We start from the raw sequence: 19,681 nt of genomic DNA on the forward strand, positions 1-19,681 counted from the left end.
TATTGTAGTCACTAATGTTAAAAAAAAAGCCATTGGCATCGTAGTTCATTAGCATCGTAGTTCATCGGCATCATAGTTAATGTGCAGGGGGTAACCGCCCCTGCACGGGAAAATGGGTCTAAATATTAGAAGGCGTTGGTTTTTCTAATTACCTTATCGCCATCAATCGTAACCTATCCACATTGTTTTCCGCAAGGCATGAGCAGCAAGCGATTTTATGCATTTATCTGTCGCCACTTATCGCCACCAAACCGCATTTTATGGTATTACGTGTATCACTGTGTGTATCACGGCGGATGAGTATGGCAGAGATCAACAAACTGAGTGATAAAAAACTCAAATCCCTTCAGGGTGTTTTACGTGATAAAGAAATGCTTATGGCTGACGGTAAAGGGTTATCAATCCGAGTTAGCAAAGCAGGTCATATTAGTTGGGTTTATGCCTATCGTCTCGGTGGGCGGGATAGCCGCTTGGATAGAGTGTCGCTAGGATCATATCCTGATGTTGGTTTAAAGCTAGCTAGAGAGAAAAGGGATGAATGCCGCACTTGGCTAGCGGAGGGTTGCAATCCGAAGACTAGAATTAAAGAGGAACTTGATGAGCGCCTATCTCCAGTGACCGTGAGGGATGCCCTTGAGTACTGGATCACCGAGTATGCTGATTACAACCGCAGTGACAGCAAAGCTAAGCGAAACCAATTTGAAAAACACATTTATCCATTCATCGGTGATATGGCACTAAAGGACATTGAAACCAGGCATTGGCTTAAGTGTTTCGACAGAACAAGAAAACAGTATCCAGTCGCCGCAGGAAATATAATGGTTGCTGCAAAGCAGGCCATGAAGTTTTGCGGCGTCCGGAGGTATGGTGAAACAACATCACTAGACATGCTTACCGTTGCCGACGTCGGAAAAAAGGCAAACAAAAAGGATCGAGTTCTGGATGATAAAGAAATCGGAACTTTATGGAAGATGATCCATGCTGGCAACGTCAATAACTATCATGCAAGGCTTCTTAAACTTCTTCTTGTATTTGGCTGCCGAACTCATGAGGTGAGATTGTCGAAGTGGAAAGAATGGGATTTTGACGAACTGATTTGGACAGTGCCAAAGGAAAATAGTAAAGGTAGCAATAAAATTGTAAGACCAATACCCCCTAGAATGGCGGATTTTTTGAAAGAGTTTAAGAGGGATTCGAAGGCAGAAGAATACATTCTAGGTGAACTCAAGAGCGGCGAGTCTGTTAGTCAAATGTGCAGGTTCATGTGGAGGCGATTGAAGCACGGAGAAAGCTGGACGCCACATGATTTGAGGCGCACGTTTTCCACCAAACTTAATGATCTCGGTATAGCGCCTCACGTAGTGGAGCAGCTTCTCGGGCATGTGATGGGGGGCGTAATGGCTGTATATAACCGGAGTCAGTATCTGCCAGAAAAACGCGCGGCGCTGGATGTGTGGATGGATAGGCTTGTTCTTCTTGGTGATAAGGCCGATAACGTTTCAATACTAAGCAGTTACGCTGCTTTATCTGCTTGAGGTTGATCATGTATCCAGTGGAGTAATTCTGATAACAGCCACCCGCATTTTTTACTGCCAACGCCCATTTTTCGCCTTGTTGGATATCGGCCTACCTGCGCAAGTTCGTAGGCCGTAGTTCTACTTATGGATGTGATCTTGCGTCGCTCTTTATCATCAACCATCCTATCGTATGGTTGACCATAATAATCAAGCATCTGCCGTGCAACTTCCGGAGTAATTCTGTATTTATCCAATTTTGCCTCTTATCTCTTTATCAATCCCATCACCGGTTCCACTTAAACTGACCATTCAGAACGCCGATGGCGAAAAGAAGCCAAGCCAGCTTGTAGCCAAGTGGCTTTATCTTCTCGTAATGGCGCAGGATGATAGGGCGGGTGATGGAGTCTTTGTTTGTGTTGGCCGGCAGAGCGGCGAGGGTGGTTTTAATTTCGTTGTTACAGTTTCTTGCAGCCGATTGGAGCGCGTTCTGTCTCTCTTCAGGAGTCACAGTTACCCCGCATTACTAACGATGTAGAGCGCTGCTGCTATCGAGTACCCAATGAGGAATATCCAGAACCAGGTACCGTCTGATATTTTTCTCTTCATGCTGCTTTACTCCCGCTGATGATATTAGGACTCAGCCACAGACACTCAAGTCGCTTAACCGAGCCTTTCCGTCCGGCTGCCGAGGATTGCTTTTCCTGCTTTTGCCAGCCGGTGAGAATGTCGTTGTACATATCAGTGTTGTAGCCGCTAAGCACGACCATCCCCTCAAGTTTATTGACGGTATCGAGTAGGTTTAAATGAGCGTTATTGTCCATTTCATGGCGGTAATATCGCGATGAGATAACGCGGGTGTCATGGACGTATGGCGGGTCAACAAAATGAAGCGTTGAAACTGTGTCATGGTCTAACATGCATTGGACAGCATCGCGATTCTCTACCAGGACACCTTCGAACCTCTGGCCAACTGCTGCTAAGTTTTCAGGCATCCTTGCCCACAAGTGCTGAGCGGTTGCAGAACTGCGTTTGGTATCCAGACGAAAACCAGTTGTTCCTTTTGTCGCGCCGGCAGAACCAAATCCCATTGTTGCCCTGATGACTAATTTCCGCGCCTTCTCGACCATCGTTTCCGCTTCCCCGTATGCATAGGTAAATTCATCACGAGAGTAGGGGGTCAGAATCAATGAGTCGATGAGGCATTCACGCAGTGTCATATCGCGCAGAACGAAAAAGAGATTAACCACGTCGCCATCTAAATCGTTATAGACCTCTGCATAGCTTCGTTCTTTTCTCAGCAATACAGATGCCGCGCCGCCGAAAGGTTCTACATAATGCGTGTGGTCGGGGAAGTGGCTGATAACCCAGGGTGCCAATCTGAATTTTCCACCGTGGTAACGGATTGCCGGGTGTTTGATTTCACTCATGCCGCCTCCATTATCTTTCTCACTTTTGCCTTCACTGACTTCACCGTTTTCACTGGCGTTGGCGGGACAGCTTGCTTCGGTACCGGTCTCTTTGATTTATCGCCGGTTCGTAGTCGCTGCTTTATTTTCATATCCCACAGGTAGGCTTCTTTGTGGTCACGGCCGTCATCCGGCGCCCGGGCAATAGTAAGAATTAGTTCGCTGATATCGTCCATTACGCGGCCTCCGCAATATTTGTAGGTTCGCGCCAGCACTTAACTGAATAATTACCGTTTGGTTTCTCAGTACAAACAGCGGCGAAACATGAGTTACTTACCATTCCTGACGGGCCCGTAAATTCACCGCTGGCCCGGCCTTTAACAAAGTGCGTTAATGCTCGATTGGCAAAATCAGAGCAGCCGATATCCGGCGCTGTGATGGTTATACGCATAGGGAATCTCCAGATAGTGAAATCCGTTTCTGTGAGTCGGTGGTGGGGTTAGCGCTCTATAAATTTCTTCTCGCCATTTACCCAACCTTCCTGATAATCCGCTTCAGGCGGGGTGGTCATTACGGCGAACTTTTCAACATCAGACCAATCCATATTATTTTCTGCCCAATCTTCTATATCCTCTTCGTGAGAGATTTCGACATCATTATTTGAAGCGTGGGTTTGAATTACATGAGTTGGTACGGCCCACTTGCTGCCGTCTGGCATGGTGATTTCTAAGTGTTGCATGGGTAACCTCTGAATTTAGGGCAATAAAAAACCCGCCGTAGCGAGCCATTGGGATGCGAGAATCTCTTACCGATACACTTCGCTGCACATGAGCACAGCGTCGGGCCTGCGCTCTTTAATCAGCGTGGATATTTGCTGGCATTCGGACTGAGTAGGGTAGATATCTTCGGTAACAGGTAGAGCATCACAGGCATCAAAGCCGCATGAGCTTATGAGAAGAACAAAGCCGATTAGCATTAGCCCTCCGTTGGCTTGGCTGCTGTGAATATTGACACTATAATCCCACCAAAATCATCTTTGGCCTTGCTGGCATCAGTTTCATCCTCATAACACCGTAAGTCACACACATCACCCCAAGCATCATAATGCGGAGTTTTTAGCAGGTAGAAACTTGGTTCCATCTTCTTCAACTCTGCAAGTTGCTCACGCAGTGATAGCAGTTCGGTGGCCAGAGTGATTGTTAAATCACTAGCTGAACTGTTGATAATCTCTTTCAAATCTTCTTTACTCAGCATCTGCATTCCCCTCAATCTCATCAAGCGCGGAGCGAACATCAGAACCACGAATGAACTCAAACGCATCGCAAGCCATTTCCCACATTAGCCGTTCTTGTGGGTGAGGTGATTCCCAATATTTGAACCCCTCACGATGCGAGTATCCGTGAGCTGCGTAGAATCGCCCAGCAAGCTCTGTTGCTTTATTAACTAGCTCTTCATCTGTCATTGTTGCCATCTGCATCCCCCTCCATGCCTATTCCGCTGGCAATTCTTGCTAAAGAATCCTTGGTTTCTGCAAGTGGTTTAGCCATCCAGTCGAATGATGTAAGAACGCCATTGGTGAGTACGCCGATATTAAAATCGTCGCTATCCTGAAGTTCAAAACCGTACTTTATTGCCTTATCTCGCTTATCAAACTCAATAAGGTCAGAGTGATAATTGATTCCTGAGCCACTATCATTGCACCAAGCCCTTTGCAAAATGACGATGTATTTAACTGGTACTGGCTCCCTCTCTACCGTGAAACCGGCCACACGAATTGCATGTGCAACATCGAAGCGGGAAAGCCATCTTCCTCCCTCTTTGGGTATCAGGACATGACGCTCACCTTCGTTAATCGGATGACCGGCACGAACTGAGTAACCTTTCGGCAGCACAACCGGCTTACTCAGCTTCTCGTTTGCCGCTAATAACGCCGCTTCTGCTTTCTCAATTCTCTCTATTAGAGTGATAATTGATGAAGCAGGGATATAGGCATATCGCATGGGCGAGATAGCCATCGTTTCTTCACAGTGCTCTCTCAGTTCTTTGAGGTTATTCATCAGCACACCCCATTGCGGAAGTGAGACTATCAATTTCGATGTCATGCATATTGTGATAGTCAGATAACGACAACCCGCGCCCACCAAAATCCTTTTTGAAGTCTTTTATAGATATTCCGAAAGACTCAAGTACAACTGACATGCTCGGGACAAACTTCAGTAAATCTGTCTGCGGCTCATCGATATCAAAGCAATGAACTAACTTTTCATCTTCTGCGATAGTGAAAATCAGATTGGTTTCCGCGTAGCGATATACTTTTTCGCCGTCTTTGTTAGTGCTAGTTTGTGCAATCATTGTGCGCTCCTCAGGCTGGCGGCGAATCGACGAGCCATTTCTGAAATTTGACTGTGTGATTCTTTCCCCTGCCAATTATCAGCAAACTCTTCAATACCCTGAGCCTTTATCTTATTAAACGCCGCCTTGGTGGCATTCATTTCAGCTTTGATTATTTCTACAGCCTTGGCGTGGGTAATGAGTCCGGTCATGTTTTCATCAAACCAACGTTGCAAGCCATTCACCTCCATTCTGTCTGGAATTTCCAACTGAGCCTCGTCAGTAGTACCCTCAAGCCATTCCCTTGCTTGACCTAACTTGCCTTGAGTAATGCAGAAAAGAGCCGCTTGTGCACCCATCATGGTGCGATGCAGCAACCACGCATTTGATAACTCACTGGCAGCCTTGTCGGTAAGCTCCGCATTCTCGAAAACTAGTCGAGATATCAGAGCCATTGCCGCATCGCGCTCAGCTTTTAACGTTTCATAATCAGTATTTTCAGACATAACTATTCCTCAGCAGATTGCTGTAATGGGGTGGGGGATTAGGCTGCCGAAAGCAGTCGTAGGCATTCTTGACGCCGCGCTAACAACTCTTCCTGAGTCGAGCAGAACGGGCTAGGGTTGACGGGCATAAACTCTTGCTTGAGCCGGTATATCGTTCCCTGAGCTGATATCCCTTTAATCTCCCAGCGCTCTTCCGTGAGCAAATGACGCATGTTTCTCACATACGTCAGGCCGATGTGTATCGATACCGCCTCAAATCCCTCGCCTAACCCTTTGTAGAATGAGTCTTTATAATTCAACGTACACCCGCCAGTTGCGCCACCAGACAAACGACCATGCCCCACGCTGCCAATTGACCGGTGGAATGAGGTTATATATGCATCTGGGTGGGAGCGGAGGCAGGCCAGTATTTGTTCTGGCTGCATGGTGGTTACCTAATTATCGGCTAGAAGCGCGGGTCTTCCGCAAAGAACTGCTCATCACCCTGGTAGTTTCCTGAGTGGGTCGGCGCCGCATGACCTTGCTTGCGCTCATCCCTGTCTTTCAGGGTGGTTAGCATTTTCGCTATTGTTTCTGCCGGGGCATTGGCTACATGTTCTTGTAGCGTTCTCTGGCTTTGTGCAAAGTACGGAATGCGAATATCAAAGCTGTAAGTCTCACGACCATCATCTTTTGTTTTGAGCGTTTTTTGCAGCACCAGACCTAACTTGCGGCCTACAAACTCAGGGGCCACATCAACGCCAGCTTCATTCTTAACCATGGTGAGCTGCTTAACGCCAGCGCAGCCCATCATCGCATTTATCATATTTACGCCATGCGTATTAGAACTTCCGTCTTTCTTGACGGTGTAAACATTAAGGTAATTTGCCTTGCGCCCATCATCAGTTTCAACAGAGAACTCAACTGATTTAGCACCACCAGAGCTGATCACATATTTAGCTTCTGAAATGGTGAAGACGTAGGCGCCAGACTCACTAATGAAGCCACTTAACCCTGCTGATAAACCCGAATCCTGGTCATAGACGAAAGTTACATTGCTCATGCTGCGTTTCCTTTAATTTGGTGAACATTATTGATGCCGTAGTAATCGCAAATATCCCGATCTACAGTCAGAAGATCATTTTCAATTTCTTCAGTTTCGAAGAGGCCCATGGGGGATTTAACGGTGTCATTGCCATTATTTTGGGTTGTGAAAAAGTATTTTTTGTCATGGACAGATGTTTTTAAAACAATGGTAAACATTCCCTCAACCGTTACTTTTTCATCCAGCATCTTGCCGATAGTTTTCATTTTGACGCGCCCAAGGTTGGTTTCCTCGGTATGGGCCATAAAGTAAATTCGTAAGTCATCTGGCGCGTCCTGCGCTGCTTTAATGATGTCCCACATGTGACGACCCATTTGTGCGAACTTATCAAATCCTTTTTCGTTTACTGAATCCATGAATTCGGTACACATCACATATTGGAAGTCATCAATGATGACTATTTTCTTCCCGTATTTTGTCGCCCTATTAATGACCTCCCTGATTAGTGACCAGTCATGCGTTGCAATAATGCTTCCTGTCTTCTTGGTGGCATCCCATGGCTGCCAGTTTGTTGATTTAAACGGTAGCCGCTTCCTTACGACCTGAATAAGCAAGCAATCATCGGGGTTGAGATTGCGCAAGCTGGTAGACTTCCCTGTACCAGATTCACCAAGGATTAATGTTGCGGTACCCACAAATCACCTCCATAAATGATTTACGCTTTTTGGCTGCTGATTCCCTTACTTGCTCAACCAATTCGCCTTTAATCCCCATCGCGTCCAGTGCCATGATTGCTAGTTGTTCAGCCGACACACGACCGCACTCCAATTCATTTTTAACAAAGGCCAGAGTGTCCATACTCTTTAATGATTCGCGCCTTGTGATAATCAGCTCTTTGAATTGTTCTTCCGTCATGCCGCATACTCCATGTCTTGCGAATCATCCCAGCCAAGCCAAACAATCTGGCACCACCGGTATGCTTCGTGAATTCCCTGCGCCGTATCTGGGAAAGACTTCGTGTAACGCTTTTTGAAGCCGTTATGCACTTGAGATGCGGTCACAGTGCCGTCACCATTCGGTTTTATTCTCATGGCTCACCTCGCTGATTTAATATCTCAATAAGCCGCTTAGCTGCGTTCTTAGCGTTGCGGAATATACGGTCGAGCAAAGTCTCAGAGCAGCCCACGCAAGGCCACCCTGCTATACAAAAGGTATGCATGGGATACTCCGGTTTAATGTTTAAAGGTTTGCTTCGTAAAATGCCTTAATAGCGGCTTCGAACTTTTTGAAATCAAATGACCCAGCATCACCAGCCGAATCGGATTCAATCCAAATTGTTCCGTCTGCATAGTTTGATATTGTGAAGTCGCCGATTTTCACTGCTTTGGACTTCCCGCTATCAACAGATGGGTTTGTATCTGTGTTGGTAAATAAAATGCCCATGCTCATTTCCTTGTATTTAGCCCACAGCAAAACACCGACAGTTGTCAGTTATTTACTCTGGGGATTGGTGGGGGTGGGGAGTTACTCGACTTCTGTTACGGTGTAGCCTTGATTTTCAAGCCAAGAAATAACCTCTGTTTCGTTGATTTCATCAAGTAAATTGGTAGCGCCATACTCTTTGACTATCGTTTCAATATCCACGGCATCAACTAAATCAGCCACAGCCTGTTGATTGATAGTGCGCTTGTGTTCGACGTTGGCTGCTCGCGCCGCTGCTTCATCAGCAATGCGCTTCTCTTCAGCTAGCCGGGCATCTTCTTTCTGCTGAGCTTCACGTTTAATGCGATCTGCTTCTTCCTGCGCTTTACGTTGTTCGGCTGCGATAGCTTCCTGCTTCTCGCGCTCGGCCTTGGCGATTGCATCTTTCTTGTCTTGCTCAGCCTTAAGAGCCAATGCAACACGGTCACGCTCTGCTTGTTCTGCCTGAAGCTTCAACTCAGCCTCACGGCGCGCTGATGCTTCACGCTCTTGTTGTGCCGCTAGGTCAGCATCCCGCTTAACCTTGGCGGCAGCCTCTGCTGCAATCCGGTCGTCACGCTCTTTTTGTAAGCGTTCATCTTCAGCCTTCTTATCGGCCTGAGCGCGGTCGAAAGCGTCATTCATCAGCAGGCCCATCTCATGGGCCACTTCAATTTCAGCCGCCAACTGTTCAGCTTTCGCCTTGGCTTCTGCTTCCTGCTTTAGCCGTTCCTGTTCGGCTTCCCACTCGATGCGTGGTTTAAGAAATGCGTCACGGATATCATCACATTCATCAACAAAACGTTTTAGTTCCTTTTCTGCCGGTTTTATTGGGTCTTTTAAGCTGCGCAGGTAATCACGCCCCGGCTCTTCTACAGCTTTCTTACTTGAGCCAATCATTCTGGCTATAGAGCCAATTCTGTCACGACCCTTTTTTGTTGTGACATCTGGCACTTCGCGTGTCATTTCACGGATGTACTCCAGATAGCTATCAAGGCCGCCAGCCACATATAGCTTTGGAGCTTGTTCAGGCTTAATGTCGATTACCACCAAGCCGGTGTTTTCGTCTGCCATGCTCATTTCCTTGTGTTTAGCCCACAGCAAAACACCGACAGTTGTCAGTTATTTACTATGGGGATTGGTGGGGGTGGGGAGGGTTAGTCCTGAAATTGGTTCTGAATGCTTTCGAGAAGATTGGTCACTGCATCGCGATAAAAATCAGCGTAAGGCTCATCTTCCCATTCCGTTTCGCTGCTTTGAGTTAATTCCGTTAACTCATTCCAAAGCTCAACAGCTAAGGCTTCTTGATTGATGTCATCCACATTAAGTATTCCGTCCCTGAATGAGGCCCTAATCAACTTCCCGCCGAGAATCTCAGTGGCTTTACTTATTGCCGGTTCTTTCCCATCCTCGAACTCAACAACAAAAGTCATCTTCCCCATATCTCACCCTCTCGCCTTAATCATTGCGTCTACTCCAGTTGCCTTAGCAATGGCAGCCTTTGCTCCATTAAAAACATCAGTATCGCGGTCATCTATTGCAACAACAGCTTTCAGTGCTTCAAGTAGTTCGGGCGCCGCGCTGAATAAAGTTGCATTGCCAATGGACTCAGCTTTTCCATCTGACCACTCTTTTACAAAAGCAACTACAATCCCTTCCTTGTCGGTGACGGTGTAAAATTTTGCTTCTGATATATCCCACCAATCTGCATAACCGTTAAAGCTGAATGGCCCCGCCGTGTGTTTTACTGTCATACATCACCTCATCTAGTGGTCTTGCCAAAGCTCACTAATAAGTAAGCAGTGGTAAGGTCACTCGTAACGGTCACATGGTTGTATCCTCTAGCGCCCCTGTTAACGTTCGCAGTCAGGTTCTGCTTTGCAAATAACCCCACACCCCGTCATAGCCTAAGCTGATAAGAAGTGAGGTAAGAGTTCTGTTGATAGATATCTTGCAGATGCCCTCACAGGAAGGGCATGGGTAAGGACACTAGCTTAATCGTCGACCCACTCAACACAGTTAAGTAACCGGATAGCTTCTTCATCAGTTGGTTCGCGCTTATCAGCGTTGCATTCAGTGCAGAACTTCGCCTGTACTGGCTGCCCCATGCACCCACACTCATGACCAGAGCAGCAAGAAATGAACTCTATTCCATCAATGCAGTATCTGTTTTTGCAGGTCTTACCCATCATTCATTCCTCATTTACCCGCCAATAAAAAAGGCCGCGTTATGCGACCCTGATAATTTGTGCTGGGATATTTAGCCACGCCCAGCCGTGTTTTCCCTGCTTTCCACAGTCAAAGGAAATTGATATGTTGGTTATTCCACAGTCAAAAAGGATGTTGTTTATGACACAGAAAGTTATTTCTGCAGGAAGAACTATTGAATCAGTTGCCTATGACATGGCTTTGGCGCTTGCATCGAGAGATGATGAGATACTCACAGCAGAACAAATGATACAGAGAATAGAATCTCTAATGCCGGCCTGTTTTGAAGCTGCAAAGAAGCAAGATAAGAAAGAATATCCAATGGTTGATATTGGGATGTTTAGGTAATTAATCGTGACCAATAGCCACTAAAGCAGATTTCAATGCTGCAATGGTGGCTCTCCTGTGATAGTCGGGGTCATCGGTTAACCCTTCATACTCCGTTTTAATTGCCAGCACCGCTGCTTTACCGGCATCCATTACTTGAAAGACTGAAATTCCTTTCTCTTCTTTAATCTCGCTCATACCTACCTCGCTGTTAAACCATAAAAACGTAACTCTTTCATTCTCTTACCCCTTAACTATGTGGTGGGCCTCTTGTTCTGGCTCAGTAATTACAACGCTCAGCGTCATTACTCGACCGTCTGTATATATCCATTTAATCGGCTTGCCATCATGAGCTACTTTGTCTGCGACGATGCCGATTGCTTGGTCGGTAACATCAAATTTTTCTGCTGTGAAAATTCGTACACCCTCAGCCATTCCTTTGGCTGGCTTGCTGCGTCCTGCATAAATCTTTCCAGTAAGTGGCGAGTAACCAAGAGTTATGGGGTTAGCCATTATTTGTACCTCTGAACTTTTTGAGATGTTTATCAATCAGGGTTAGCGCTTCATCGAAGTATGCTTTCTGCTCTTCGCTGTAGCCTTTGATATGTCTTTTCTCTGCATGGCAATATCCACCTGGCGACCATGCATTAATGGCATTAACCACCATTATTCTCTGCTTGCGCAGGCCTTCTTCTGAGTGCAAATTGTTGTTAATTGACGTCATTAATACCGCGTTAGGCTTAACTGCCATATCTCACCCCTTAATAACGTGATAGCAATCTTCACGAACGTTACGAAAGCCTGCTGCAAACTTAGCTACTTTAGGCAAGCAGATATTGTCAGCGCTTGGCTGCTCTGTGCTGCGTGCTGGGACGCTGATACAGGCCTTCGCCACTCGACTTACTGGTAGGGTGACTAACACTTGATTAGCTTCTCTCTGTGCTGCCCTGCGTTCTTTACGGCGATTCCGTGAGTTATCGGAAGCTGCATAGGTGTATACGACTGTCATGATTACCTCCGGTGATTGGCTTTGGTGAAGGTGGCGTGCGACTAACTTCACGCTCGATGCTTTTATCTGAACGGACACTTTTGCTATGAGTCTTTCAGCTTGCTAGAAACGACATCTTTCTCGCCTCTCCGTTTACTATCGGGTGTCACCCGAAATCACCTTCCCAAAGCCAACTAATCTTTGGTTCCCCGCATTTCGGCGGGAACAAACCCCATCAATGTTAAATAAGCAGCCTGTCTTCCTGACTGGCGCGGCGAGTAGTTCCGTCTGCCGCATCGATGTTTCGTTTCGATGGACTTAATTTATGCGCATTACGCAAATGCGTCAAGCGCATAATAACTAATAAATCACGCAAATCACGCAAATTAATGACTTTAAAGGATAATTATTTTTTTTAAAATTTATGCGTGAAGAGGGAATTGATGAGTTTTTGACACAAAAAAACCGACTCAAGGCCGGTTTATGATGGTGGCGTGTTTATTACCAGGTGGAAGATGACCAGAAAACCCTACCTAAAATAGTTAACTGTTGGTTTTTCTCTTCTCTCGTTAGAATCTCATCCTTAAATTCATCTCTATTCATCGATCGAATCACAACGCCGCCATCAGGCTGGTCAATGAGGTATTTGACTCTTAATAGATCCCCATGCCTTATTCCATAAGCCTTCCCATCTCTAATTCTGGTATCGTCAGTATTAATACCAACTACATCCCCATCTGATAATTTAGGCTCCATGCTATTTCCAGAAACCCTTACCAGTCTGGCTGCTGCTGCAGAAATCCCAAGCTTATGCAGGTAATATCTGCGGAACACCAAAGCGAACTCTTCTTTTTCTACTATTTCATAACAGCCATCACCAGCTGAAAAATCAATGTCTAGTAGCGGTATCTCCACGAATTCCTCCGAATCCTGATCGCTATCCTCCCAAACCACCGTTTTTAGTCTGGCAGGTTGAATTTCTGAGTTAACAGAAACATTTTTGAATGGTAAATCAGGATTGAATAGATCAGAAACTGGATGCTTTAGGAAATCGGCGATCTTTCTAATCATCTCGTCGCTATATCCCTGCAAGCCCCTTTCAAGACGAGAGATGTTGCCGACATCACTACCTATTTCGGTAGCCAATTCGGAAAGGTTCATACCTGCCTTCAGCCGCAAGTGTCGAATATTACGACCAACCGTAGGGTCGACTTTGGGTTTTTTATCGTTTTCCATAACCTAATTCTTTCACCAATTAGCGCGTCACGCAAAGCGCATTGCGCAAATCAAATTTGCGTAGTAATATGCGTATAGCGCAATTAAAAGGAGCGTAATATGCATACACCTCTTAGGAAAATGCGTGTAGAGAAAAAACTGACAATCGCAGAAGTAGCCCTGGCTGTTCAGTGCGATGTTGGAAATCTCAGTCGAATTGAGCGCGGTACCCAGGTTACTTCTCTGGAAATGGCTGAAAAATTATCTCGTTTTTACGACGGAATGATTACTGAGATGCAAATTCTTTACCCGCAAAGATACATGGAAGCTGCAACTAAAGCAGCTTAAGCACTACCGCTCTTTAACACCACTGACCTCACCCCGCCGCAATGCGGGTGAACACCAAAGTGACAGGCTCACAGCTTTGTCACGTAACAACATCTAAACCACAAGGGAAGTATTACGCATGGAACGTGCAAGTAACAGCAAACCAACACAGCGACAAATTGACCGAGCAGAAACAGATCTGCTGATTAACCTCAGCATGCTAACTCAGCGTGGTCTAGCGGGCATGGTTGGATGTCATGAATCGAAGATAAGCCGGATTGACTGGCGCTTTATGGCGGCGGTCTTTTGTGCTTTTGGGATGGCATCTGAGATAAGCCCGATAAGTAGAGCATTTCAGGACGCATTTGGAGCGCTCACAAAACAAAAATCCCAACAGAAGGGCAGGGATTTCGAACAAATCACAATAAATTTTTGAGGTTAAAAATGATTTTAACACTGAGTAAAGCCGCACTTCTAAGTGCCATGATTTTTCAGGCTCATAAAGATATTCGCTACTACTTAAATGGGATCTGCTTTGCGCCTGATGGAAAGTTATACGCCACTGATGGGCACCGTGCATTTATTGGTGAGCATGAAAATAAAGAACTTACCGAAACCATCATTGTGGCAATTAAAGGCCCTAAGGTGACTAAGTTTGAAAAGGCTGAGATTGACACTGATAGCGGCCTTGTAGCTTACCTTGACGAGAACGGAACACGCATAGGTGCTGGTATTTGTGAAGTGGTAGATGGTCGATTCCCTGACATTCAGCGGATTATTTCCAACTTCAAAAGCAAACCTACTGATGAGATAGGATTCAACGCTGGATATCTAGCTGATATTGAGAAAGCGGCAAAACTCTATAGCCCTAAATTCTGCGGCATAAAAATCAAACCAAATGGTAACACCGATGCTTCCATCGTAGAGCTTCATAGCGCCTTCGATAAAGGCACCGTCGTCATCATGCCAATGCGCATCTAATCATGAATATCCCAAATGAAAATGCCCCAACAGCGTCAACTGTTAGGGCATCGGTAATCAGGTATGCAAGCCAATTACAGAGGTAATTATACATGCGAAAGAAAACTAACGCAAAACAGCGAGATGTTACTCAGCAGCGTTCTGCAAAGCCAGACGAATTAGTCATGGTCTGCGTGGACAACCCAATATTCGGAAACAAGCTCGTTGAGAAGTTCAAGGAGCTTAAGGCTATGCAGGGGAAAGCCAATGAGTAACACCGCTGAAAATCTCATTCAATTTCCAGCGCAAGTTCAGCGCAGGGGTTCCCACATGGAGAATCAGAAGCAAGGCCATGTCGCTATATTCAGAAGCGCTCTATTTGCGGATTGGGCGCGTGATCCAATAAAACTTGCTACATGGGTTCAGTTAATTGGTAGGGCCAGTCATAAGGCTCGCATACAGCAATTTGCCGACAGAGAATGGCCTTTAGAGCGAGGTCAATTAGTTACTACAGCAAAGGTATTTTCATTGCTCTTGCTCGATAAAAAAGGGGAGCCATTACCGGTTAAAGAAGTTCAGCGGCTTTGGTTATTTTTTGAGAATGAGGGGATGATTTCTAAGAGGGGAACGCCATTCGGAACGGTGTTCACCATCATAAATTATGACAGTTATCAGTCTGGAAAATCTGTCCAAGGTTCCGTCCAACCATTTGTCCAACCCAAACCCGCGCCATTACTGGTCTCTGATGGTGTTGATGTCCAAGGTTCCGTCCAACCATTTGTCCAACATAACAAGAATGTTTTAAACAATTTAAAAGATATACCCCCTATAGTCCCCCAAGGGGATGAGATGGATGAGATTTTAAATCAGGCAAAACAGGCCTTGGAATACTACAACGAGATATCAAAAAGCACCTGTCGTGATGCCAAGCCATATCTCACCCTGCTAACAGCAACAACCAGTCGTTCAGCTTACACCCTGCAAGACCTGAATTTAGTCACTCGCTGGGCCTTAACGGTCTGGAAACGCCGCGGTAACTCATGCCCTAAACCAAAAAGTCTTTGTGCCGTAACCCGGTTCGATGGGTATTTGTCCGATGCTGAGAAATGGCTTCAAAGCAGCATTGATATTGACTGCCAAGCCGTTATTGATGCTTACAACGAGGTTACCGCAGGGAAACTTCCAGAGGCTGATTTGGATAGGGATCGGGAGATAGCCATTCGTGAACTGGCTCAGCACTTGGCAAAGAAAAATGTCGAGGGCTTCAGGGCTTATTTTGCTGGGTTTATCGAAGATGCCCGAGATTTCTATTTCGGCGGTTCTGACGGGATCGGATGGAAGGCAAGCTTTGAATACCTGATGAAACCAGAAACGCTACGGAAAGTGAGAAGGGGTGAGCTGTGATTAACATTGATATCGAAGCCAGTGTTATTGGTGGGCTGCTGATAAGCGGATACACGCCAGATGCAAACGAAGTATTGGCAACCGTAGATCCGGATGCTTTCACGGTTTCTCTGTACCGTGAGACGTTCAAAGAGATTAAGCGGCAAGCCTCCACTCGCGGTCTGATTGATAGCCTGATGATTGCCGAGGCCATGGGTGAGGGTAATTTCTCCAACATCATCATGACAACCAAGAGCTGCCCCAGCGCCGCCAACCTAAAAGGCTATGCGCAGGTAGTGAGCAAATACCACCTGATCCGCCAGTTTTCCAAACTGATGGAAACCAATTACGACAGCATCACTCAATCCAATAACTATGAGCAGGCGCTTGCAGGAATTGAAGCGTTCATGACCAAAGTTAACAGCATGGGCAGGCCTAGCACTGAAGTCATTCCAACCCACATCGATGAGCTTCTAGAGTCTTATGCTGATGTGCTGGAGCGGCGACTCAAGAACGGGGAATCATCCGACACACTGAAAACTGGCATTGACGAGCTGGACGAGATCACTGGCGGCCTAAACCCTGAAGATTTGATGATTGTCGCTGCCAGACCGGGAATGGGTAAGACAGAGCTGGCGCTAAAAATTGCCGAGGGGGTAGCTGATTCATACGTTACTCGTGGTGACATCGTAGAGCGTCGTGGCGTGCTGATCTTCTCAATGGAAATGAGTGCTCATCAGGTTATCGAAAGGTCAATTGCTGGTGCTTCCAACATGCCAGTGTCTAGCCTGAGAAAACCAAGCCGAATGGGTGACGAAGATTGGGCGCGGATCTCCCAAGGCATTGGGATGCTAAAAGGGCTTGATGTTTGGGTTGTTGATGCATCAAAGCTTAACGTTGAACAGATGCGCAGCATTGCTGAAAGGCATAAACAGCGGCACCCAGCGCTATCTCTCATTCTGGCTGATTACCTCGGCCTTATCTCAAAACCAAAAGCAGAGCGAAACGACTTAGCCATAGCGCACATTACCGGCTCACTTAAAGCAATGGCGAAGGATTTGAAAACCCCTGTTATCTGCCTGAGCCAATTATCGCGTGATGTGGAAAAACGACCGGCTGGCCAGCGCCGCCCAACTAATGCCGATCTGCGTGATTCAGGCAGCATTGAGCAAGACGCTGACACTATCGTGATGCTGTATCGCGAGGCTGTTTACAACGAAGACAGCCCAGCCGCACCTTATGGCGAAATCATCGTAACTAAAAACCGATTCGGCACCCTAGGAACTGTTTATCAACTCTTCAAAAATGGTCACTTCCTGCCAACAGATCAGGAGAGTGCTCACGACATTTGCAAGGGTAAAACATCAGCAGCGCCGCAGGGCCGGAAGTATGGGAGAGACATTTGATGGACATAACTAAATCGCAGTCTGACTTTGAAGCTTGGGTGGTTACTTGGTGGCCCCAAAGCAAAACGATGATTGCTGAAAAGTTTGATGATGGCGGTTACTGGAACATGCCATTGCAACAGTATTTTGAAGCATGGAAAGCGTCGCGAGAAAGCATCGAGGTGGAGTTGCCAGCAAAAATAACATTCAAAGATACCTATTGGGCCTCCCCAAATAAGATGCGTGAAGCCTTAGTTTTATCCCTCCGCACTACCGGTATTCTAATCAAGGGAGAGAGTGAATGAGTATTGAACCGGTAAAAACTTACGCCAATTGGGATATCCAATTGCATGTAACGTGCCCTAAGTGTCATGAGCGATTTGACATGATGGATGATGAAGACTTCCGCTGTGATGCTGGTTTCGAGCCACTAGAGCACGACACACATGCAACCCGCGACGTTGACGTTACATGCCCAGATTGTGAAAACGAATTCACTGTTGATTTCTGCTATTGAGGTAACCACATGAAAGAATTAGATAGTTTCACTGTAGAGAGACTGGAACAGTTAGGTGCTAGTGCAATGTTTTTTACAGGTGATGAAGTAGCAGCCCTAGCCCGAATCGCGTTAGCTGCAAAGAGGGCTGAGCCTGTTGCTTGGGAAGTTAAAGGGATTCTGTGCCACTCGAAAGAAGAGGCTGATTCTTATGTCGGTGAACCAGCTCCGCTGTATGACGCACCTCAGTTGAACTCTCCGGAGATACCGGAAGGTTGGATTAAGTGCAGTGACCAGACGCCTAAAGATTCCGGTCGATATTGGTGTTATGTCGAAGAACAGAACTGCTTGGGGAAAAGCCATTATCAATGGAATTGCTCATGGAACGGCGATATGTGGAGTGAGCGGGAATTAACCGGACGAGTCACACACTGGATGCCTCTACCCGCCGCACCGGAGAAGCCAGTATGAGAACCATAGCCGAGCTAGATATCAACCGGACGAACGGTGAAGAGCCGAACATTGAAATATGCCTGACATTCTCGATGGGGAAGTCAATCACCGTATCAATGACGCCTGAGCAGTTCGCAATGGCTCTGACCGGGCGAAGCAAGACACCGGTATTAGTCCGAACCAGAAACGTTGAAATTATACCTACCCCAAAAAAGGTGATAGGAAATGGATAAACAGAAATACTTACTTCTAAACGAAAGCATCAAACAAAACGCAATAGCAGCCATCAGAAATACACCGCTCGATTTCAAATCCCCCAAAGAAGTCATCATCCAGGAACCCAAGCGAAGCCTTCCACAAAATAACAAAATGTGGCCGCTGCTTACTGACATTGCGGAGCAGGTTTTCTGGCATGGCGTGAAGTACAGCAAAGAGGACTGGAAGGACTTAATCACTGACCTTGTAGCAGAAACCAAGAAGCAGGAACGCAGACAGGCACCGGGCATTACAGGTGGCTATGTTCGTTTTGGTCATCGAACAAGCCAGATGAGAAAGAGCGAGATGGTAGAGATTATCGAGGCCGCTTACTGGTTCGGCACTGAGCATAACGTGAAGTTTAGCGATGATGCCGAGCGAGAGGTGGAGTGGGCCAACCGGTTCGGTGACAAGGGGGAGGTGGCAGCATGATTACTCTGATATTAGTCGCAGCTTATTTCTGGATGGCTGGGATGGTGACTGAATACTCACACACGACAATGAAAAATGCAGGCAAACAAGTAAGCATGCTGTCAGTTTCTTTGCTCGGTATAGCGTGGCCCGCTGCACTGTTCTACTGGGGGATAGGAGCGCGAAGATGACGCGACGAAGTAGCACTCAGATAGCCATAGATAACCTGATATTCCGCAAGACCTCTCGAACCAAGCCTAAACCCCAAATCCCCGCCAGCGAAATACCCACATATGACGCCATCTATCCGTTACTAGCTAAGCGCTGGCTAAGACTCAGGAGTAGAAAGAATGCCTGATATTTACCAAAAGATTAACGGGGCCGACTACCGGCGAATATTTGTCGTTGGTGACATTCACGGCTGCCTGGACATGCTTAATGAGAAATTACTCTCAGTAGATTTCGATGAAAGCAAAGATTTGCTGATATCCGTAGGTGACCTGATTGACCGCGGTGAGCAGAGCGTCGAATGCCTCGACCTGATAACGCAGCCTTGGTTTCGTGCCGTTCGTGGCAACCATGAGCAGATGGCGATTGATGCACTGGCCAGCGAAGAATACTCCCACTGGCTGGTTAACGGCGGCATTTGGTACTTCCAGCTCGATACTGACGAAAAACTATTGGCCACCAGTCTGATTAAGCAGGCTGCAAATCTTCCGTTAATTATCGAAGTCAGCACCGACTCCGGCAAATATGTAATAGCCCACGCTGATTACCCATCAGACAGTTATCACTTCGGCAAGCCGGTGAGCGAACAACACGTCATATGGAATCGTGAGCGCGTGAGGTATGCGCTGGGTGGCGAAGGGGAAGAAATAGCAGGGGCCAAACAATTCATATTCGGGCACACACCGATGAGCAAAGCCAGCCAGTTTAAAAATCAACTCTACATCGACACCGGCGCAGTTTTTGGGGCAGGGCGTCAGCTGACGATGATTCAGATCCAGGGGGAATAGCCATGCCTGAAC

41 protein-coding genes are annotated in these 19,681 nt (G+C 46.6%); 15 read left to right on the plus strand and 26 right to left on the minus strand.

The features are described from left to right. Nucleotides 1–302 precede the first annotated feature (302 nt). On the plus strand, nt 303–1,535 hold the full coding sequence (locus ACNSO8_RS24550) for a tyrosine-type recombinase/integrase (protein ID WP_418396178.1): 1,233 nt from the start codon (nt 303–305) through the stop codon (nt 1,533–1,535). On the opposite strand, the gene ACNSO8_RS24555 is transcribed toward ACNSO8_RS24550, so the two are convergent. The 21 genes from ACNSO8_RS24555 to ACNSO8_RS24655 all read right to left on the minus strand — a co-directional run bounded on the left by ACNSO8_RS24555 (nt 1,514) and on the right by ACNSO8_RS24655 (nt 9,999). After that, entirely contained in the window at nt 1,514–1,732 is a 219-nt protein-coding gene (locus ACNSO8_RS24555) for a helix-turn-helix transcriptional regulator (RefSeq protein WP_418396235.1), read from the minus strand. The two genes, ACNSO8_RS24550 and ACNSO8_RS24555, sit on opposite strands and share 22 nt — an antisense overlap. Nucleotides 1,733–1,800: 68 nt before the next feature. Beyond that, nucleotides 1,801–2,025, minus strand: coding sequence for a hypothetical protein (locus ACNSO8_RS24560; RefSeq protein WP_050077622.1), 225 nt, complete (start codon nt 2,023–2,025; stop codon nt 1,801–1,803). A 94-nt stretch (nt 2,026–2,119) separates the two neighbouring features. Continuing rightward, a complete protein-coding gene (locus tag ACNSO8_RS24565) occupies nt 2,120–2,944 on the minus strand; it encodes a DNA adenine methylase (protein WP_418396179.1) in 825 nt (274 codons plus the stop codon). Beyond that, on the minus strand, nt 2,941–3,159 hold the full coding sequence (locus ACNSO8_RS24570) for a hypothetical protein (RefSeq protein ID WP_418396180.1): 219 nt from the start codon (nt 3,157–3,159) through the stop codon (nt 2,941–2,943). The genes ACNSO8_RS24565 and ACNSO8_RS24570 overlap by 4 nt, the downstream gene beginning before the upstream one ends. Continuing rightward, nucleotides 3,159–3,374 (minus strand): hypothetical protein, encoded by a 216-nt coding sequence (locus ACNSO8_RS24575; protein ID WP_418396181.1) that lies wholly within the window; start codon nt 3,372–3,374, stop codon nt 3,159–3,161. Before ACNSO8_RS24575 ends, ACNSO8_RS24570 begins: the two co-directional genes overlap by 1 nt. 48 nt (nt 3,375–3,422) lie before the next feature. Beyond that, entirely contained in the window at nt 3,423–3,662 is a 240-nt protein-coding gene (locus ACNSO8_RS24580; protein WP_418396182.1) for a hypothetical protein, read from the minus strand. A 236-nt stretch (nt 3,663–3,898) separates the two neighbouring features. Next, nucleotides 3,899–4,177 (minus strand): hypothetical protein, encoded by a 279-nt coding sequence (locus ACNSO8_RS24585; RefSeq protein WP_418396183.1) that lies wholly within the window; start codon nt 4,175–4,177, stop codon nt 3,899–3,901. Continuing rightward, entirely contained in the window at nt 4,167–4,400 is a 234-nt protein-coding gene (locus tag ACNSO8_RS24590) for a hypothetical protein (RefSeq protein WP_418396184.1), read from the minus strand. Before ACNSO8_RS24590 ends, ACNSO8_RS24585 begins: the two co-directional genes overlap by 11 nt. Beyond that, a complete protein-coding gene (locus ACNSO8_RS24595; RefSeq protein ID WP_418396185.1) occupies nt 4,375–4,980 on the minus strand; it encodes a hypothetical protein in 606 nt (201 codons plus the stop codon). The genes ACNSO8_RS24590 and ACNSO8_RS24595 overlap by 26 nt, the downstream gene beginning before the upstream one ends. Then, nucleotides 4,973–5,275, minus strand: coding sequence for a hypothetical protein (locus tag ACNSO8_RS24600; protein WP_418396186.1), 303 nt, complete (start codon nt 5,273–5,275; stop codon nt 4,973–4,975). The genes ACNSO8_RS24595 and ACNSO8_RS24600 overlap by 8 nt, the downstream gene beginning before the upstream one ends. Further along, the gene (locus ACNSO8_RS24605; RefSeq protein WP_418396187.1) at nt 5,272–5,760 is read right to left on the minus strand and encodes a hypothetical protein; all 489 of its coding nucleotides are present in this window, start codon (nt 5,758–5,760) and stop codon (nt 5,272–5,274) included. The genes ACNSO8_RS24600 and ACNSO8_RS24605 overlap by 4 nt, the downstream gene beginning before the upstream one ends. 38 nt (nt 5,761–5,798) lie before the next feature. Continuing rightward, nucleotides 5,799–6,185 carry a hypothetical protein gene (locus ACNSO8_RS24610; RefSeq protein ID WP_418396188.1) on the minus strand — a complete coding sequence of 129 codons (387 nt, stop codon included), beginning with the start codon at nt 6,183–6,185 and terminating at the stop codon, nt 5,799–5,801. A 20-nt stretch (nt 6,186–6,205) separates the two neighbouring features. Then, the gene (locus ACNSO8_RS24615; RefSeq protein ID WP_418396189.1) at nt 6,206–6,802 is read right to left on the minus strand and encodes a DUF669 domain-containing protein; all 597 of its coding nucleotides are present in this window, start codon (nt 6,800–6,802) and stop codon (nt 6,206–6,208) included. Continuing rightward, nucleotides 6,799–7,479, minus strand: coding sequence for an AAA family ATPase (locus ACNSO8_RS24620; RefSeq protein WP_050103395.1), 681 nt, complete (start codon nt 7,477–7,479; stop codon nt 6,799–6,801). The genes ACNSO8_RS24615 and ACNSO8_RS24620 overlap by 4 nt, the downstream gene beginning before the upstream one ends. Continuing rightward, nucleotides 7,451–7,699, minus strand: coding sequence for a hypothetical protein (locus tag ACNSO8_RS24625; protein WP_418396190.1), 249 nt, complete (start codon nt 7,697–7,699; stop codon nt 7,451–7,453). The genes ACNSO8_RS24620 and ACNSO8_RS24625 overlap by 29 nt, the downstream gene beginning before the upstream one ends. After that, a complete protein-coding gene (locus tag ACNSO8_RS24630; protein ID WP_077174407.1) occupies nt 7,696–7,875 on the minus strand; it encodes a DUF5444 family protein in 180 nt (59 codons plus the stop codon). Before ACNSO8_RS24630 ends, ACNSO8_RS24625 begins: the two co-directional genes overlap by 4 nt. Then, complete coding sequence (locus ACNSO8_RS24635) at nt 7,872–8,003, minus strand: protease FtsH-inhibitory lysogeny factor CIII (RefSeq protein ID WP_099466429.1); 132 nt, start codon at nt 8,001–8,003, stop codon at nt 7,872–7,874. The genes ACNSO8_RS24630 and ACNSO8_RS24635 overlap by 4 nt, the downstream gene beginning before the upstream one ends. A gap of 20 nt (nt 8,004–8,023) precedes the next feature. Continuing rightward, nucleotides 8,024–8,227: a hypothetical protein gene (locus ACNSO8_RS24640; RefSeq protein ID WP_418396191.1), complete on the minus strand. Its 204-nt coding sequence runs from the start codon at nt 8,225–8,227 to the stop codon at nt 8,024–8,026. A gap of 81 nt (nt 8,228–8,308) precedes the next feature. Next, nucleotides 8,309–9,319, minus strand: coding sequence for a hypothetical protein (locus ACNSO8_RS24645; protein WP_418396192.1), 1,011 nt, complete (start codon nt 9,317–9,319; stop codon nt 8,309–8,311). 83 nt (nt 9,320–9,402) lie between these two features. Beyond that, nucleotides 9,403–9,687 (minus strand): hypothetical protein, encoded by a 285-nt coding sequence (locus tag ACNSO8_RS24650; RefSeq protein ID WP_049611665.1) that lies wholly within the window; start codon nt 9,685–9,687, stop codon nt 9,403–9,405. A 3-nt stretch (nt 9,688–9,690) separates the two neighbouring features. Next, a complete protein-coding gene (locus ACNSO8_RS24655; protein ID WP_418396193.1) occupies nt 9,691–9,999 on the minus strand; it encodes a hypothetical protein in 309 nt (102 codons plus the stop codon). Between the two features lie 559 nt (nt 10,000–10,558). Between ACNSO8_RS24655 and ACNSO8_RS24660 the strand changes: the two genes are divergently transcribed. Continuing rightward, nucleotides 10,559–10,801 (plus strand): hypothetical protein, encoded by a 243-nt coding sequence (locus ACNSO8_RS24660; protein ID WP_418396194.1) that lies wholly within the window; start codon nt 10,559–10,561, stop codon nt 10,799–10,801. Here the strand turns inward: ACNSO8_RS24660 and ACNSO8_RS24665 are convergent, their stop codons facing one another. The 5 genes from ACNSO8_RS24665 to ACNSO8_RS24685 all read right to left on the minus strand — a co-directional run bounded on the left by ACNSO8_RS24665 (nt 10,802) and on the right by ACNSO8_RS24685 (nt 13,004). Further along, nucleotides 10,802–10,978, minus strand: coding sequence for a hypothetical protein (locus ACNSO8_RS24665; RefSeq protein ID WP_411928318.1), 177 nt, complete (start codon nt 10,976–10,978; stop codon nt 10,802–10,804). It lies immediately after the preceding gene. 45 nt (nt 10,979–11,023) lie between these two features. Next, nucleotides 11,024–11,293, minus strand: coding sequence for a DUF7446 family protein (locus tag ACNSO8_RS24670; RefSeq protein ID WP_418396195.1), 270 nt, complete (start codon nt 11,291–11,293; stop codon nt 11,024–11,026). Continuing rightward, complete coding sequence (locus ACNSO8_RS24675) at nt 11,286–11,531, minus strand: hypothetical protein (RefSeq protein ID WP_418396196.1); 246 nt, start codon at nt 11,529–11,531, stop codon at nt 11,286–11,288. Before ACNSO8_RS24675 ends, ACNSO8_RS24670 begins: the two co-directional genes overlap by 8 nt. A gap of 3 nt (nt 11,532–11,534) precedes the next feature. Beyond that, nucleotides 11,535–11,789, minus strand: a complete 255-nt coding sequence (locus tag ACNSO8_RS24680) for a hypothetical protein (RefSeq protein ID WP_418396197.1) — start codon at nt 11,787–11,789, stop codon at nt 11,535–11,537. A 480-nt stretch (nt 11,790–12,269) separates the two neighbouring features. After that, nucleotides 12,270–13,004, minus strand: coding sequence for an XRE family transcriptional regulator (locus ACNSO8_RS24685; protein WP_050130532.1), 735 nt, complete (start codon nt 13,002–13,004; stop codon nt 12,270–12,272). Between the two features lie 99 nt (nt 13,005–13,103). On the opposite strand from ACNSO8_RS24685, the gene ACNSO8_RS24690 reads away from it, so the two are divergent. The 13 genes from ACNSO8_RS24690 (at nt 13,104) to ACNSO8_RS24750 (ending at nt 19,669) form a co-directional block, all read left to right on the plus strand. Next, complete coding sequence (locus ACNSO8_RS24690; RefSeq protein WP_418396198.1) at nt 13,104–13,331, plus strand: helix-turn-helix domain-containing protein; 228 nt, start codon at nt 13,104–13,106, stop codon at nt 13,329–13,331. A 118-nt stretch (nt 13,332–13,449) separates the two neighbouring features. Further along, entirely contained in the window at nt 13,450–13,746 is a 297-nt protein-coding gene (locus ACNSO8_RS24695; RefSeq protein ID WP_227719851.1) for a CII family transcriptional regulator, read from the plus strand. An 8-nt stretch (nt 13,747–13,754) separates the two neighbouring features. After that, nucleotides 13,755–14,291, plus strand: coding sequence for a hypothetical protein (locus ACNSO8_RS24700; protein ID WP_049525811.1), 537 nt, complete (start codon nt 13,755–13,757; stop codon nt 14,289–14,291). A gap of 92 nt (nt 14,292–14,383) precedes the next feature. Next, entirely contained in the window at nt 14,384–14,545 is a 162-nt protein-coding gene (locus ACNSO8_RS24705; RefSeq protein WP_418396199.1) for a hypothetical protein, read from the plus strand. Then, the gene (locus ACNSO8_RS24710) at nt 14,538–15,674 is read left to right on the plus strand and encodes a hypothetical protein (RefSeq protein ID WP_418396200.1); all 1,137 of its coding nucleotides are present in this window, start codon (nt 14,538–14,540) and stop codon (nt 15,672–15,674) included. Before ACNSO8_RS24705 ends, ACNSO8_RS24710 begins: the two co-directional genes overlap by 8 nt. Further along, complete coding sequence (locus tag ACNSO8_RS24715) at nt 15,674–17,059, plus strand: replicative DNA helicase (RefSeq protein ID WP_418396236.1); 1,386 nt, start codon at nt 15,674–15,676, stop codon at nt 17,057–17,059. The genes ACNSO8_RS24710 and ACNSO8_RS24715 overlap by 1 nt, the downstream gene beginning before the upstream one ends. Then, on the plus strand, nt 17,059–17,343 hold the full coding sequence (locus tag ACNSO8_RS24720) for a hypothetical protein (RefSeq protein WP_418396201.1): 285 nt from the start codon (nt 17,059–17,061) through the stop codon (nt 17,341–17,343). Before ACNSO8_RS24715 ends, ACNSO8_RS24720 begins: the two co-directional genes overlap by 1 nt. Next, nucleotides 17,340–17,555 carry a hypothetical protein gene (locus ACNSO8_RS24725; protein WP_418396202.1) on the plus strand — a complete coding sequence of 72 codons (216 nt, stop codon included), beginning with the start codon at nt 17,340–17,342 and terminating at the stop codon, nt 17,553–17,555. Before ACNSO8_RS24720 ends, ACNSO8_RS24725 begins: the two co-directional genes overlap by 4 nt. A gap of 9 nt (nt 17,556–17,564) precedes the next feature. Continuing rightward, the gene (locus tag ACNSO8_RS24730; protein ID WP_418396203.1) at nt 17,565–18,005 is read left to right on the plus strand and encodes a DUF551 domain-containing protein; all 441 of its coding nucleotides are present in this window, start codon (nt 17,565–17,567) and stop codon (nt 18,003–18,005) included. Continuing rightward, nucleotides 18,002–18,220 carry a hypothetical protein gene (locus ACNSO8_RS24735; protein WP_418396204.1) on the plus strand — a complete coding sequence of 73 codons (219 nt, stop codon included), beginning with the start codon at nt 18,002–18,004 and terminating at the stop codon, nt 18,218–18,220. Before ACNSO8_RS24730 ends, ACNSO8_RS24735 begins: the two co-directional genes overlap by 4 nt. Then, entirely contained in the window at nt 18,213–18,674 is a 462-nt protein-coding gene (locus tag ACNSO8_RS24740; RefSeq protein ID WP_418396205.1) for a recombination protein NinB, read from the plus strand. Before ACNSO8_RS24735 ends, ACNSO8_RS24740 begins: the two co-directional genes overlap by 8 nt. Beyond that, entirely contained in the window at nt 18,671–18,844 is a 174-nt protein-coding gene (locus ACNSO8_RS24745; RefSeq protein ID WP_418396206.1) for a hypothetical protein, read from the plus strand. Before ACNSO8_RS24740 ends, ACNSO8_RS24745 begins: the two co-directional genes overlap by 4 nt. 168 nt (nt 18,845–19,012) lie before the next feature. Then, nucleotides 19,013–19,669: a metallophosphoesterase gene (locus tag ACNSO8_RS24750; protein WP_418396237.1), complete on the plus strand. Its 657-nt coding sequence runs from the start codon at nt 19,013–19,015 to the stop codon at nt 19,667–19,669. The last annotated feature ends 12 nt before the right edge of the window (nt 19,670–19,681 follow it).

It is taken from the genome of Yersinia sp. LJYL362 (genome assembly GCF_048323875.1).

What these genes read in the sequence shown, in the direction of transcription:
- ACNSO8_RS24655 (WP_418396193.1), bottom strand. Translation starts at nt 9,999, where the DNA reads ATGACAGTAAAACACACGGCGGGGCCATTCAGCTTTAACGGTTATGCA.
- ACNSO8_RS24710 (WP_418396200.1), top strand. Translation starts at nt 14,538, where the DNA reads ATGAGTAACACCGCTGAAAATCTCATTCAATTTCCAGCGCAAGTTCAG.
- ACNSO8_RS24615 (WP_418396189.1), bottom strand. Translation starts at nt 6,802, where the DNA reads ATGAGCAATGTAACTTTCGTCTATGACCAGGATTCGGGTTTATCAGCA.
- ACNSO8_RS24640 (WP_418396191.1), bottom strand. Translation starts at nt 8,227, where the DNA reads ATGGGCATTTTATTTACCAACACAGATACAAACCCATCTGTTGATAGC.
- ACNSO8_RS24555 (WP_418396235.1), bottom strand. Translation starts at nt 1,732, where the DNA reads ATGCTTGATTATTATGGTCAACCATACGATAGGATGGTTGATGATAAA.
- ACNSO8_RS24605 (WP_418396187.1), bottom strand. Translation starts at nt 5,760, where the DNA reads ATGTCTGAAAATACTGATTATGAAACGTTAAAAGCTGAGCGCGATGCG.
- ACNSO8_RS24740 (WP_418396205.1), top strand. Translation starts at nt 18,213, where the DNA reads ATGGATAAACAGAAATACTTACTTCTAAACGAAAGCATCAAACAAAAC.
- ACNSO8_RS24585 (WP_418396183.1), bottom strand. Translation starts at nt 4,177, where the DNA reads ATGCTGAGTAAAGAAGATTTGAAAGAGATTATCAACAGTTCAGCTAGT.
- ACNSO8_RS24720 (WP_418396201.1), top strand. Translation starts at nt 17,059, where the DNA reads ATGGACATAACTAAATCGCAGTCTGACTTTGAAGCTTGGGTGGTTACT.
- ACNSO8_RS24665 (WP_411928318.1), bottom strand. Translation starts at nt 10,978, where the DNA reads ATGAGCGAGATTAAAGAAGAGAAAGGAATTTCAGTCTTTCAAGTAATG.
- ACNSO8_RS24590 (WP_418396184.1), bottom strand. Translation starts at nt 4,400, where the DNA reads ATGCAGATGGCAACAATGACAGATGAAGAGCTAGTTAATAAAGCAACA.
- ACNSO8_RS24550 (WP_418396178.1), top strand. Translation starts at nt 303, where the DNA reads ATGGCAGAGATCAACAAACTGAGTGATAAAAAACTCAAATCCCTTCAG.
- ACNSO8_RS24650 (WP_049611665.1), bottom strand. Translation starts at nt 9,687, where the DNA reads ATGGGGAAGATGACTTTTGTTGTTGAGTTCGAGGATGGGAAAGAACCG.
- ACNSO8_RS24680 (WP_418396197.1), bottom strand. Translation starts at nt 11,789, where the DNA reads ATGACAGTCGTATACACCTATGCAGCTTCCGATAACTCACGGAATCGC.
- ACNSO8_RS24675 (WP_418396196.1), bottom strand. Translation starts at nt 11,531, where the DNA reads ATGGCAGTTAAGCCTAACGCGGTATTAATGACGTCAATTAACAACAAT.
- ACNSO8_RS24580 (WP_418396182.1), bottom strand. Translation starts at nt 3,662, where the DNA reads ATGCAACACTTAGAAATCACCATGCCAGACGGCAGCAAGTGGGCCGTA.
- ACNSO8_RS24690 (WP_418396198.1), top strand. Translation starts at nt 13,104, where the DNA reads ATGCATACACCTCTTAGGAAAATGCGTGTAGAGAAAAAACTGACAATC.
- ACNSO8_RS24570 (WP_418396180.1), bottom strand. Translation starts at nt 3,159, where the DNA reads ATGGACGATATCAGCGAACTAATTCTTACTATTGCCCGGGCGCCGGAT.
- ACNSO8_RS24695 (WP_227719851.1), top strand. Translation starts at nt 13,450, where the DNA reads ATGGAACGTGCAAGTAACAGCAAACCAACACAGCGACAAATTGACCGA.
- ACNSO8_RS24645 (WP_418396192.1), bottom strand. Translation starts at nt 9,319, where the DNA reads ATGGCAGACGAAAACACCGGCTTGGTGGTAATCGACATTAAGCCTGAA.
- ACNSO8_RS24670 (WP_418396195.1), bottom strand. Translation starts at nt 11,293, where the DNA reads ATGGCTAACCCCATAACTCTTGGTTACTCGCCACTTACTGGAAAGATT.
- ACNSO8_RS24730 (WP_418396203.1), top strand. Translation starts at nt 17,565, where the DNA reads ATGAAAGAATTAGATAGTTTCACTGTAGAGAGACTGGAACAGTTAGGT.
- ACNSO8_RS24595 (WP_418396185.1), bottom strand. Translation starts at nt 4,980, where the DNA reads ATGAATAACCTCAAAGAACTGAGAGAGCACTGTGAAGAAACGATGGCT.
- ACNSO8_RS24735 (WP_418396204.1), top strand. Translation starts at nt 18,002, where the DNA reads ATGAGAACCATAGCCGAGCTAGATATCAACCGGACGAACGGTGAAGAG.
- ACNSO8_RS24630 (WP_077174407.1), bottom strand. Translation starts at nt 7,875, where the DNA reads ATGAGAATAAAACCGAATGGTGACGGCACTGTGACCGCATCTCAAGTG.
- ACNSO8_RS24745 (WP_418396206.1), top strand. Translation starts at nt 18,671, where the DNA reads ATGATTACTCTGATATTAGTCGCAGCTTATTTCTGGATGGCTGGGATG.
- ACNSO8_RS24635 (WP_099466429.1), bottom strand. Translation starts at nt 8,003, where the DNA reads ATGCATACCTTTTGTATAGCAGGGTGGCCTTGCGTGGGCTGCTCTGAG.
- ACNSO8_RS24725 (WP_418396202.1), top strand. Translation starts at nt 17,340, where the DNA reads ATGAGTATTGAACCGGTAAAAACTTACGCCAATTGGGATATCCAATTG.
- ACNSO8_RS24625 (WP_418396190.1), bottom strand. Translation starts at nt 7,699, where the DNA reads ATGACGGAAGAACAATTCAAAGAGCTGATTATCACAAGGCGCGAATCA.
- ACNSO8_RS24610 (WP_418396188.1), bottom strand. Translation starts at nt 6,185, where the DNA reads ATGCAGCCAGAACAAATACTGGCCTGCCTCCGCTCCCACCCAGATGCA.
- ACNSO8_RS24660 (WP_418396194.1), top strand. Translation starts at nt 10,559, where the DNA reads ATGTTGGTTATTCCACAGTCAAAAAGGATGTTGTTTATGACACAGAAA.
- ACNSO8_RS24700 (WP_049525811.1), top strand. Translation starts at nt 13,755, where the DNA reads ATGATTTTAACACTGAGTAAAGCCGCACTTCTAAGTGCCATGATTTTT.
- ACNSO8_RS24705 (WP_418396199.1), top strand. Translation starts at nt 14,384, where the DNA reads ATGCGAAAGAAAACTAACGCAAAACAGCGAGATGTTACTCAGCAGCGT.
- ACNSO8_RS24685 (WP_050130532.1), bottom strand. Translation starts at nt 13,004, where the DNA reads ATGGAAAACGATAAAAAACCCAAAGTCGACCCTACGGTTGGTCGTAAT.
- ACNSO8_RS24600 (WP_418396186.1), bottom strand. Translation starts at nt 5,275, where the DNA reads ATGATTGCACAAACTAGCACTAACAAAGACGGCGAAAAAGTATATCGC.
- ACNSO8_RS24575 (WP_418396181.1), bottom strand. Translation starts at nt 3,374, where the DNA reads ATGCGTATAACCATCACAGCGCCGGATATCGGCTGCTCTGATTTTGCC.
- ACNSO8_RS24565 (WP_418396179.1), bottom strand. Translation starts at nt 2,944, where the DNA reads ATGAGTGAAATCAAACACCCGGCAATCCGTTACCACGGTGGAAAATTC.